At 33.4% G+C, this 12,295-nt stretch carries 12 protein-coding genes; 8 read left to right on the top strand and 4 right to left on the bottom strand.

The features are described 5' to 3' along the window. The first annotated feature begins 21 nt into the window (after positions 1-21). The 7 genes from AAC024_RS06280 (at position 22) to AAC024_RS06250 (ending at position 5,728) form a co-directional block, all read left to right on the top strand. Positions 22-1,563: a helicase HerA-like domain-containing protein gene (locus AAC024_RS06280; RefSeq protein ID WP_339894378.1), complete on the top strand. Its 1,542-nt coding sequence runs from the start codon at positions 22-24 to the stop codon at positions 1,561-1,563. Between the two features lie 100 nt (positions 1,564-1,663). Next, complete coding sequence (locus AAC024_RS06275; RefSeq protein ID WP_339894376.1) at positions 1,664-2,221, top strand: hypothetical protein; 558 nt, start codon at positions 1,664-1,666, stop codon at positions 2,219-2,221. A 12-nt stretch (positions 2,222-2,233) separates the two neighbouring features. Further along, complete coding sequence (locus AAC024_RS06270) at positions 2,234-3,205, top strand: YitT family protein (RefSeq protein ID WP_339894375.1); 972 nt, start codon at positions 2,234-2,236, stop codon at positions 3,203-3,205. Between the two features lie 50 nt (positions 3,206-3,255). After that, positions 3,256-3,624 carry a cupin domain-containing protein gene (locus AAC024_RS06265; protein WP_339894374.1) on the top strand — a complete coding sequence of 123 codons (369 nt, stop codon included), beginning with the start codon at positions 3,256-3,258 and terminating at the stop codon, positions 3,622-3,624. Further along, positions 3,625-4,452 (top strand): alpha/beta hydrolase, encoded by an 828-nt coding sequence (locus tag AAC024_RS06260; protein WP_339894372.1) that lies wholly within the window; start codon positions 3,625-3,627, stop codon positions 4,450-4,452. A gap of 20 nt (positions 4,453-4,472) precedes the next feature. After that, positions 4,473-5,231, top strand: a complete 759-nt coding sequence (gene rluF / locus AAC024_RS06255) for a 23S rRNA pseudouridine(2604) synthase RluF (protein ID WP_339894371.1) — start codon at positions 4,473-4,475, stop codon at positions 5,229-5,231. Between the two features lie 71 nt (positions 5,232-5,302). Beyond that, positions 5,303-5,728 carry a VOC family protein gene (locus AAC024_RS06250; protein WP_339894369.1) on the top strand — a complete coding sequence of 142 codons (426 nt, stop codon included), beginning with the start codon at positions 5,303-5,305 and terminating at the stop codon, positions 5,726-5,728. Here AAC024_RS06250 and AAC024_RS06245 read toward each other — a convergent pair. From AAC024_RS06245 to AAC024_RS06230, 4 genes are all read right to left on the bottom strand, one after another. Then, positions 5,721-6,461, bottom strand: a complete 741-nt coding sequence (locus AAC024_RS06245; protein WP_339894368.1) for a TIGR02206 family membrane protein — start codon at positions 6,459-6,461, stop codon at positions 5,721-5,723. The two genes, AAC024_RS06250 and AAC024_RS06245, sit on opposite strands and share 8 nt — an antisense overlap. 28 nt (positions 6,462-6,489) lie before the next feature. Next, on the bottom strand, positions 6,490-7,368 hold the full coding sequence (locus AAC024_RS06240) for a tetrahydrofolate dehydrogenase/cyclohydrolase catalytic domain-containing protein (RefSeq protein ID WP_339894367.1): 879 nt from the start codon (positions 7,366-7,368) through the stop codon (positions 6,490-6,492). Positions 7,369-7,481: 113 nt separating this feature from the next. Further along, entirely contained in the window at positions 7,482-8,810 is a 1,329-nt protein-coding gene (gene ffh / locus AAC024_RS06235) for a signal recognition particle protein (RefSeq protein ID WP_339894365.1), read from the bottom strand. 722 nt (positions 8,811-9,532) lie between these two features. Beyond that, positions 9,533-11,278, bottom strand: a complete 1,746-nt coding sequence (locus AAC024_RS06230) for a hypothetical protein (RefSeq protein WP_339894364.1) — start codon at positions 11,276-11,278, stop codon at positions 9,533-9,535. 434 nt (positions 11,279-11,712) lie between these two features. On the opposite strand from AAC024_RS06230, the gene AAC024_RS06225 reads away from it, so the two are divergent. Continuing rightward, positions 11,713-12,228 carry an RNA polymerase sigma factor gene (locus AAC024_RS06225; protein ID WP_339894363.1) on the top strand — a complete coding sequence of 172 codons (516 nt, stop codon included), beginning with the start codon at positions 11,713-11,715 and terminating at the stop codon, positions 12,226-12,228. Positions 12,229-12,295 lie beyond the last annotated feature (67 nt).

The following is a 12,295-nucleotide window of genomic DNA, read 5'->3' as shown; positions in this document are numbered from 1 at the left end:
TTTTATGCAAAATTATACGGCATGACTAAAAAGGAAACGTTTTTTAAATACATCACTGAAGGTAACACAACTAAAGGCGACTACATCCCTATTGGTTCTGCTATGTTGGATGGCGAAACAGTAACTGGAGCCTATGTAAAAATACCTTTAAAAACTATGAATCGTCATGGGTTAATTGCTGGTGCTACGGGAACTGGTAAAACAAAATCATTACAAGTTTTAGCTGAAAATTTAAGCGACAAAGGTATTCCTGTATTGCTTATGGATATAAAAGGAGATTTAAGCGGTTTAGCGCAACCAAGTCCTGGGCATGCCAAAATTGATGAACGCCACGAAAAAATTGGTCTTCCTTTTGAAGCAAAACCTTTTCCAGTTGAAATTTTAACGCTCTCTGAACAAGATGGTGTACGTTTAAGAGCAACAGTTAGTGAATTTGGACCAGTTTTACTTTCAAGAATTCTAGATTTATCAGAAACCCAATCGGGTGTAATTGCAGTAATTTTTCAATATTGTGATGATAATAAAATGCCTATTCTTGATTTAAAAGATTTCAAAAAAATATTACAATACGCCACTCAAGAAGGTAAAGCAGAATTTACAGAGGCTTATGGAAGAATTTCAACAGCATCAACTGGGGCTATTTTGCGTAAAGTCATTGAGCTAGAACAACAAGGTGCTGAATTGTTTTTTGGTGAAACGTCTTTTGATGTTGATGATTTATTACGTGTAGATAACGATGGTCGTGGTTATATAAACATTTTAAGATTAACAGATATTCAAGATAGACCAAAACTGTTTTCAACGTTTATGTTAAGTTTGTTAGCTGAAATCTATTCTACATTCCCTGAACAAGGCGATAGTGATAGACCAGAACTTATTATGTTTATAGATGAGGCCCATTTAATTTTCAATGAAGCTTCAAAAGCACTCTTAAATCAAATTGAAAGTATTGTAAAACTTATAAGAAGTAAAGGTGTTGGTTTATATTTTGTAACACAAAACCCAACTGATGTTCCAGAAGCCGTTTTGGGACAACTTGGTTTAAAAATTCAGCATGCTTTAAGAGCGTTTACAGCCAAGGACAGAAAAGCTATAAAGTTAACAGCACAAAATTATCCAGATTCTGAGTATTATGATACTACAGAGGTTTTAACATCGTTAGGAATTGGAGAAGCTTTAGTGTCTGCTTTAGATGAAAAAGGACGTCCAACGCCACTTGCAGCAACCATGATGCGTGCGCCCATGAGCAGAATGGATATTTTAAACGACATAGAATTGAGTTCGTTGCTTTCAAAATCTAAAATGGTTAAAAAATATAACGAAACCATTGATAGGGAAAGTGCTTATGAAATGCTCAATAAAAAAATAGAGCAAGCTGAGGCTGAAGATGCCAAAGAAAAAGCACTAAAGGAAAAAGAAGCGCTTAAAAAAGCAGAATCGAAGAAAAGAACAACTAGCACACGTCGAAAAAGTACTGCAATGAATCCCATTGTTAAAGTATTAACTAGTGCTACTTTTATACGCAGTGTGTTTGGTATTTTAACTAAAGTGATGAAAAGATAAGTCGATAATGGACTTTTATTAAGCTATAACTCATAACCGTTCCCCAAAAGAGAATATTATAATCAACTTAGGGATAAAAGTATAAAACCCAATTCAATTTATGTATAAATCAATTTTAGGCCTCATTATTATTACTTTTCTGTTCAATTGCTGTAAAAAAGAACAAAATCCTTTTGAGATTAGTAAACAACATATAGGTTTACTAACCGATTCAACGCAAGTTAAAGACTTAAAAAGTGTTTACGTAAATGATTCTATTGTTAAATTTATTGGTGGAGATGAATTTACAGGCAATATTAATAACATAGAAATTTTTGAGAAAGGTGGAAAAAAACTATTAACACTTACACCTAAACAATCTTTGGACTCTACCTCTACAATTGCCAGCATACGCATACTTGATGAACGCTATAAAACAAATAAAAATATTTCAGCAATAAGCACTTTTAAAGACTTAAAAGCCAATTATAAAATTTCAAGAATTAGCAATTTAATCAATTCTATTGTCATTGCGGTAGATGAAATTAATGCCAATTTTACGATTGATAAAAAAGAACTTCCTGCTAACCTTAGGTTTGATATGGATTTAAAATTCGAAGCCACGCATATTCCAGAACACGCTAAAGTAAAATACTTTTTTATCAGTTGGAATAATTAATAAAAAAGCAAAATGAATCCTTTCTTAGTAAAAATACTAATTGATGTAGCGCGTAAACGGCTTGAAAAAGAAAAAGCAAACAAGCCTATAACACAAAGGCAAATAGTGCCGTTGGTAAGAAAGTATGAAGTAGAAGTATCTCATGCTATTAAAGAATATATTTTTATTATTATTGGTGTATTTTCAGCCGGTTTTGGTTTAAAAGGGTTTTTACTGCCTAACAGTTTTATTGATGGTGGCGCCACGGGTATTTCTTTACTTTTAGAAAATATAACGGCATTAAACCTTGGAGTTTTATTAGTTATCGTCAACCTACCATTTATCTATTTAGCATCTAAAACTATTGGTAATAAATTTGCTATAAAGAGTATTATAGCCATAACACTTTTAGCATTTGTTGTACATTTTGTAAACTATCCAACCATAACCGAAGACAAGTTACTTATTGCTGTTTTTGGTGGATTCTTTTTAGGTTTAGGGATTGGAATGTCTATGCGTGGTGGCAGTGTTATTGATGGCACAGAAGTTTTAGCCATTTATTTAGGACGAAAACTATCACTTACTATTGGCGATGTGTTATTACTTATTAACATCGTCATATTCTCCGTTGGTGCTTATGTTTTATCCGTTGAAACTGCACTTTATGCAATTTTAACATATCTAGCTGCTGCAAAAACCGTAGATTTTGTAGTTGATGGTGTTGAAGAATATGTAGGTGTTACTATCATATCAAATAAACATAAAGAACTAAGGTTCATGTTAACTAAAAAATTGCAACGTGCTTGTACTATTTATGCAGGAAAAGGTGGCTATGGCACAAGTGGTGAAAGCTATGACAAAGATATCATCTATACCGTTGTAACCCGTTTGGAACTCGCTAAACTACAAACCGAAATTGATAAAATTGATAGAGATGCCTTTGTTATTATGGGGGTTGTAAAAGATTTAAAAGGCGGCATGATTAAGAAAAAACCAATGAAATAAAGTTAGAAGTTAGAAGTTAGAAGTTAGAAGTTAGAAGAAAAATTAAAATTGTGAATCAAAAGAAATACACTATTCAAAATAATCCATTTGTTGTACCAACAACTGATGGTAAAATCATAAAAGAACACTTCGGTAATACAACTGATGGTAATTCTAAAATAAGTATTGCTCATATGAAAGCTCCAGCAGGATGGAGCGAGCCTTTTCAAACGCCAGAATTTGATGAATTTACATTTATAATTAGCGGTAAAAAACAATTCATTATTGAAGGAGAACAGATTGTTTTAGAAGCAGGACAGTCTATAAAAATTGAAAGACATACCAGAGTTCAATATTCTAATCCGTTTACCGAGGTATGCGAATATATAGCTATCTGCACTCCAGCCTTTTCTATGGATTTAGTAAACAGAGAAGAGTAAATGAATAATAATCTTCCGAAAATCATAGGCGGCTCGATTAACTTTACAAGTTACATTTCTCCTCGTTTTGCAGCGAAACTAGCTATAGATTTATTTTCAATGCCAAAGAAAGGTAATATTCAACCTAAAGAATCTGAATACCTCAAATCTGCAACACAAGACCATGTTTATTTTGAAGGCCTTTCAATAAAAACATATAACTGGAAAGGGGACAAAGAAACTATTTTACTTGTACATGGCTGGGAAAGCAATTCATTTAGATGGATGGATTTAATTGAAACATTAAGATCTTTAAATTACAATATTATTGCCTTAGACGCACCTGCACATGGTGCCTCAGGCGGAAAACTATTTAATGCCCTACTTTATTCGGAATGCATTAATGTGGTTGCACAAAAATTTAATGTTCATACTATAATTGGTCATTCAGTAGGCGGAATGGCATCTGTGTTTTTTCAGCATAAATATCAACTAAAATCTATTGAGAAATTTATTTTATTAGGTACTCCCGCCGATTTTATTGGCGTTTTTAATCGCTACGAAAATATGATGGGTTATAACACACGTGTATCAAAAGCGCTTGAAAGCCACGTTCTAAAACATTACAAGCATCTGCCAGAATATTTCTCACCAGCCGTTTTTTCAAAAGAAATTAAAGCAAAAGGACTCATTATTCATGATAAAAAAGATAGAATTATTCCTTATAACGACGGCTTAAAATTTAAACAAAACTATGCGAATTCTGAGTTTATTACCACTAAAGGCTTTGGGCATAGCCTTAAATCAGAAAAAGTTTATCAGCATATCTTAGACTTTTTAAACGACTAAGTTTATTGTACTTTTGATGCATGGCAGTAGTAGCATTAAAACGTATTAATAAATTTTTAAGTGAAGTGGGTTTTTGCTCTCGAAGAGAAGCCGACAAACTCATAGAAGCAGGTCGAGTAACCATCAATGGCGTTATTCCTGAAATGGGAACTAAAATTGCTCCTCACGATGTTGTTGCCGTTGATGGTGAAGAAATAAAGAATACTAAAACATCTTTTGTCTACCTAGCTTTTAATAAACCTGTTGGTATTGTTTGCACAACTGATACTGGTGTTGAAAAAGACAATATCATTGATTTTATAAATTACCCAAAACGTATTTTCCCTATTGGAAGGCTAGATAAACCAAGTGAAGGTTTAATTCTTTTAACAGATGATGGCGATATTGTAAACAAAATTCTTCGCGCTAGTAACAATCATGAAAAAGAATACATGGTAACGGTTGATAAGCCAATTTCTCAAACTTTTATTGAGCGGATGTCTGGTGGTATTCCTCTAGCTGAATTAAACAAAACCACTAAAAAATGTCAAGTAGAAAAACTTGGCACATTTAAATTCAAAATCATTTTAACACAAGGTTTAAATAGACAAATTCGTAGAATGTGTGATTATTTAAATTACGAGGTAAAAAGCTTGAAACGTGTTAGGATTATGAATATTAAATTAAACACGCCTGTTGGTGAATATCGAGAATTAACTAAAGAAGAATTTATCGAGTTGAACACGCTTTTAGAAGATTCGACAAAAACCTTCCTTAAAAATAATAAACAGAAACGTTAAGGTTACATGTTCTTTAAACGGGATGTTTCTTTGATAAAATATAGTAAAATTAAAACTGCTTAAATTTTTATATGGAAAATACATCACCTTTTCATTTAGCAATACCCGTTCATAATTTAAGGGCATGCCGAACGTTTTATAGAGATGTTTTAGGTTGTGATGAAGGCCGAAGTAGCGAGCATTGGGTAGATTTCAATTTCTTCGGGCATCAATTAGTAATTCACTACAAACCGAAAGAAACATCAACCGCTTTACATACAAATGCTGTGGACGGAAAAGATGTTCCCGTACCTCATTTTGGAGTTGTTTTATCTTGGGCTGTTTTTCACGCTTTCGCGGAAGAATTAAAAAGCAAGCATATTCAATTTGTGATAGAACCCTATGTTCGGTTTAAAGGTTTAGTTGGAGAACAAGCTACCATGTTTTTTTACGACCCCTCAGGAAATGCTTTAGAGTTCAAAGCTTTTAAAGACATAAAACAGTTGTTTGCTAACTAAATATCTTTTGCTTCTTTTGCCTTTTTTGTAATAGATAGAAAGGCAAATAAATCAACAAAAAATAGGGTATAATTAGTATTTGTAGCATGATAAGATACCAAGGCCATTCACCAAAATAATCTAGCAAAGATGCTGATTGAGGTTTCTCATTTAAATAAAAATAATTGGCTCCTAAAATCTTATTTATAAAAACCATTGTGATAACATAAATCTGCAATGCCAAAAAAGATTTAAACACACTCTTCAATTTTGGTTGCATATCAAAAACAAAAGTGGCGTAAAAAATAACTATTAAAAGTCCTAAATGAACTACCCAATATCTAAAATAATCAAAACTAGGAAAGCCCAAGGGTATATCTGGTGTTAAAACAGCTTGTAATGTACCTCCAATAATCCAGAAGACTAAAACTTCATACATCCAGTATTTTCTGTAATAGGTAAAAACAGGAATTATTAACCCTAATAAACTACATAGATACAAAGGCAAATCTGTAGATATATTATAAAAACCTAGACTAATTTTATGGGCGTGAAACACAATGACTATTAAACTAATAGTACAGGCAAATATGTGAAACACATGTTTTTGTTGCGTTTTATTTAATTTGCGTTGCGCATATTTTATAAAAACAATACTAAACAAAAACGCAATTATTATTGGGAAGATATGTTGAAAGCTACCTATAGTAACTCTACTAAATAAAAAAAATGCATTATAAATTATAAAACTCATAATGCAATTTAGTTAAATATTTTTGATCCTATTTATTGTGTCTTTCTCTAGCCAGCAAGGTGTTTTTAAGTAACATAGCTATAGTCATTGGTCCAACACCACCAGGAACTGGGGTGATATAACTTGCTTTTTGGCTCACGCTTTCAAAGTGTACATCACCAGCAAGTCTGTAACCATTCTTTTTAGTTGCATCAGGAACACGTGTAATTCCAACGTCGATAATAACAACATCTTCTTTTACCATATCTCCCGTTAAAAATTCTGAAATCCCAATAGCAGCAACAATAATATCGGCTCCTTTAGTAATCTCTGTTAAGTTTTTTGAGCGACTATGAACCACTGTAACCGTAGCATCTCCAGCTTTTCGTTTTTGGCTCATTAATATACTCATGGGGCGGCCAACAATATGGCTTCGTCCCATTACAACTACATTTTTACCAGAAGTTTCCACTTGATAGCGTTCTAATAATTCAAGAATCCCATAAGGTGTTGCCGGCAAAAAAGTAGGCAAGTCTAAAGCCATTTTTCCAACATTTGTAGGATGAAAGCCATCCACATCTTTATCTGGGTTTACAGCCATTAATACTTTTTGCTCATCAATTTGTTTTGGTAAAGGTAATTGTACTATAAATCCATCAATATCATTATTGGTATTTAAACCATGTATTTTTTCTAGTAATTCTTTTTCTGAAGTGTACTCTGGTAATTCAATAAGTGTCGAGTTAAAACCAATACGCTCACAAGCTTTTACTTTAGCATTTACATAAGTCATACTTGCACCATCAGATCCCACAAGAATTGCTGCAAGATGTGGCACTTTTTCGCCTTTAGAAATCATTGCATTTACATGTTCAGCAATTTCATCTTTAATATCGTTACTTACTTTTTTACCGTCTAGGATTGTCATGATTTATTCATTTTTGCCACGAATTCACGAATGTTTTTTCTCGCAAAGACGCTAAGGCGCAAAGTTTATCTGTTTTTTATTTTACTGAATACTGTTGACTGCTTACTGCCAACTTACTTCATATTCTGCATCATCTGCATCATCTTTTTACCGCCACCACCTTGCATCATCTTCATCATTTTGCTCATTTGGTTAAACTGTTTTAAAAGTTGATTGACTTGCTGTACAGAAGTACCAGATCCTTTTCCTATTCTTATTTTTCTACTTGAATTTATTATTGATGGGCTACTGCGTTCTTTAGGAGTCATAGAATGAATAATAGCTTCAATACCTTTGAAAGCATCATCATCAATATCAACATCTTTCATCATTTTACCAGCACCAGGAATCATACCCATAAGGTCTTTCATATTCCCCATTTTCTTAATTTGCTGAATCTGTTTTAAGAAATCATCAAGACCAAATTGGTTTTTTGCAATTTTCTTTTGAAGTTTTCTAGCCTCTACTTCATCAAATTGTTCTTGTGCTCTTTCAACTAAAGACACCACATCACCCATCCCCAGAATACGATCTGCCATACGTGATGGATAGAACACATCAATGGCCTCCATTTTCTCTCCAGTACCAATAAATTTGATTGGTTTATCAACTACAGATTTAATAGAAATAGCTGCACCACCACGAGTATCACCATCTAATTTAGTAAGGATAACCCCGTCAAAATTCAAGATATCATTAAAGGCTTTTGCGGTATTCACAGCATCTTGACCTGTCATAGAATCGACAACAAACAAGGTTTCTTGTGGTTGAACGGCTTTGTGGATGTTTGATATTTCGGCCATCATCGCTTCATCAACTGCTAAACGACCAGCGGTATCTATAATTACGACGTTAAATCCGTTTGCTTTGGCATGCTCTAGAGCTGCTTTAGAAATGGCAACTGGATCGTTATTTCCTTTATCACTAAAAACCTCAACACTTATTTGTTCTCCAACGATGTGTAATTGGTCTATCGCTGCCGGACGATACACATCACAGGCTACCAACAATGGTTTTTTAGTCTTTTTATTTTTTAGATAATTTGCTAGCTTACCAGAAAATGTTGTTTTACCAGAACCTTGCAAACCAGACATTAAAATAACCGTTGGAGTACCTGATAGGTTAAGACCTTCAGCATCGCCACCCATAAGTTCGGTTAACTCGTCTTTTACGATTTTAACCATTAACTGCCCTGGTTGTAACGTAGTTAATACATTTTGACCTAGTGCTTTTTCTTTTATTCTGTTGGTAAAATCCTTAGCTATTTTGAAGTTAACATCGGCATCAAGTAATGCGCGTCTTACTTCTTTTAAAGTTTCTGCTACATTTACCTCGGTAATACTACCGTGTCCTTTAAGAACGTGTAAGGCTTTATCTAATTTTTCGCTTAAATTATTAAACATAGTATTTAGTATTCAGTGGGCAGCCTGCAGTGGGCAGTTTGCCGTATATGATTGCATTTAAAGATGCAAAAATAACTAAATATTTTGTTTTTATAGGGTTGAATTAGGCTTTTACTTAAAGTTGTTTTACTTGGAAAAGATTGATTTTTAATACTAAACTTATTAAAATTGGAATATAGTCTCGGATTCATGATAATCTATGAAAATAACCAAATAGGATTTCTTTTTATTATGTTCATTTTGCCTTGATGCAAAACGAACCAAAAAATCAAGCCCAAGCCGAGGAATTTTTCATCCCGATTTTTATCGGAATGAAAACCGATTTGAAAACTCCGTGTCGAACTCCGTTCTCCTGTTCTCGGAGCTTTTCAAATCTATTCTGCACCTTGGCTGTCAATTCCTCGAATTGATTAAGGACTTTACTATTTGCTAAGTCATAGTTTTAGCCCAATGTATATTTTATTTCTTTTTAATGCGTTGCAAATATGCTCGCTGACTGCAGACTGATGACTGCTAACTGCTGACTGGCGCGTTAGGGATAGCAGTGGAAAGCCCACAGCGAGGTACGAGCGAGGACTTGTAACGAATAGCCCGACCCTTGTGGTAACGCCCAAATAAAAAAAAGGCTGCCAATTTAAATTGACAGCCTTTGAAAAGGAAACTTTGTTAATTAACCAAACCAACCGAAAAGATAAGTTTCTCTTTTAAGCAAACATGTTAGTTTATTTCTTTTCTAGAACTAGGATACGTTCTACTTCTCCATTTGCATTGAAATTTTTTAATTCTATTCTATTAGGCGAAATATCACTAATTTTCCATCTGTGGTTTAATATGTCCATTGGTAATTTTTCATCAAAATTCAATCCTAAAAACAAACCATCATTTCTGAATGACAACCAAGATCCCCAGAAGTTTTCTCCATTACCCTCTGCTATTAATTGTCCGTTTTCATTAAAACCAATTACATAACCCAAATAGTCTTCTGTTTTATTTTCTTGACCATCTTGATACAAAGCAACTTCCCAAGTACCGTTTACAAGTACGCCGTCAACATAGGTTAAATCGTCGTCTGCATCAGGGCAATGTCTCTTTAATATCATTTGATTATTTACATTTTCAAGCTTGATTAAATCTTCTTCTAAGAATGTAATTAACCATTCTAGTTTTAAATTTGGTCTGCCATCTAAATTGATTTGTAAGATGAAACCAGCATTTCTAACTCCTATCTCGTAAGTACCTTGTACTAACTCACCGTTAATTCTAAGTTTAACAACATTATCTTCGTAGAATTTAAGTGGCGTTCCTATATAGTCTTTTTCATTATCTGTACCATCAATATTTAATCGCGCTACTCTCCATAAACATGCTTGTAGAAAGTTTTCAATTCGCTCCTTGGTTACATCTATAACAACATCACAGTTTTTCTTCATTATGATTCTGTTACCTCCAACTTCAAAAAGTTTTATGGTACCGTATTCAATATCATAAACAATCCATTCTAAAGTAAAATCTGCTAAAGTTTCAAATTCTAATTTTAAAAGTGCACCTCTATCAGTTACTCGAGTGCTCCACGTACCTGTTAGCATGTTACCTCCTCTTGCTCGCATTACCACAACACCATCTTCTTTAAAGTTTAAAGCATACTCTTTATATTCTGCTGTGTTATCTTGATTGTTTCTTTTAAACTCATGAACTACCCATGGACAAATCTTTAAATACTCATCTAAACGTTCTTTAGTGAAATCGTCATCACCGTAATCATTATCGTCATCTTCATCACAAGTATCTTTGGCTTCTTTAATTGTTCTTGCTAATTCTTCGTTGTTATAAACTTCAACTGTTGTACCATCAGCATACTCAAGTGTAATAGGGAAATTAAGACTTGCAATAACGGTATGGTTTTTTACACGCTTTAAAAAATGGTATAATTGTCTGTCGTTTTCAATAGTTACAACATCAATAATTTGAAAGTCTGTATCAAATACTGAAAATGAAATTGGGTAATGAAAATCGATACACTCAATATCGTCATCATCTTCATTATCTCCTCTACATTTTTCAATAAGTGCTTCCAAAGCTTCGCGATTTTCAAGTACAATTTCTTCATAATCTGATAGAATAATAGTAATTGGGAATATAATGTCTAAACGGTCATCATCATCTTCAAACTCATTAAAAATAGCTTCAATAACTTTAAAGTCTTCTCTAGAGTCAATAATAATTTCAAGACCGTTAACTTTCACAGTTATAGGAAGTTTAACGGAAGTACAACTGGCATTATCGATAATATTGTCAGCAGATCCGTCCATGATAGATGTGGAGAACATTAAGCTTGTAAGCTCAGATTCGGCAGTAAGGGCTTCACTTTCTTCTGGTTGAGAAATCTCAGTGACTTCATCTTGACAAGATGTGAATAATAAAAGGGCAAAAAAAGGAATTAGTAAAAATGTCTTCATAGTAGTTTTCATAGTAAATGATTTTGGGTTAAACTTGTGAACTCATCTTGACTTTTATAATTTTCTAAAAAATGGCTAAAATTAATCCATATTTTGTTAGTTTCCTTATGCGTATCGTTGCTATGCATTTCAAAAACTGCCTCATCTGTATTAATTTTTTCTCATTTTCGGTTAAACGCTAAAAGTCAAGATGAGTTCAAGCATTTTATTATAAAACAGGTTAACTTTAAAAATTCCTACCCCACTTTTGAAAAAAATTTAAAAAATTCCAAAAACTAAAATCCAAAAAAGGCTTACTTTAGAGGATTAAAGCTTATGAAACACTACTGCTTTGTCACATTGAGCGCAGACGAAATGCTAATGAAAACGCAACTCCATTGGTCTTCGACTGCGCTCAGACTAGCAATACGATTTAATTTAATGATGCTGACCAACTACCAATAATAATGAGCAAACAACTACATGAAAATATTTGCGAAGAACACTTATTTTCTTCCATCTTTAATAAACACGCTAAGGATTTACACAACTTCTTATACTATAAGTTTGGAGATTTACTGAACCCAAAAGATAAAGTACAGGAAGCTTTTATTAAGTTATGGGAGAACTGCGCCAAAATTTCGCCAGAGAAAGCAAAGAGTTTTGTGTTTACTACTGCCAATAATTTAATGCTGAATGAAGTGGCGCATCAAAAAGTAGTTTTAAAGCATCAGCAAATCAAACCTAAAACGTCAACCAACGAGAATCCTGAGTTTTTAATGCAGGAATCTGAGTATCATGATAAATTACAAAAAGCACTTTCTAATTTAACGGATGCGCAACGTGAAGCTTTTATGATGAACCGTGTTGAAGGCAAACGCTTTAAGGAAATTGCTGAGATTTTAGGAATTTCGACCAAAGCGGTTGAAAAACGAATTTATGGAGCTTTAGCGAAATTGCGGAAGGATATTAAGGAGTTGTGAGGGAAAAAGTCGGAAGACGGAAGACGGAAGACAGAAGACGGAAGACGGAAGACAGAAGACGGAAGAC

Source organism: uncultured Algibacter sp. (assembly GCF_963976535.1).
In the GTDB taxonomy this organism is placed as follows: domain Bacteria; phylum Bacteroidota; class Bacteroidia; order Flavobacteriales; family Flavobacteriaceae; genus Algibacter_B.
This window is presented reverse-complemented; position numbering and strand designations above follow the sequence as displayed.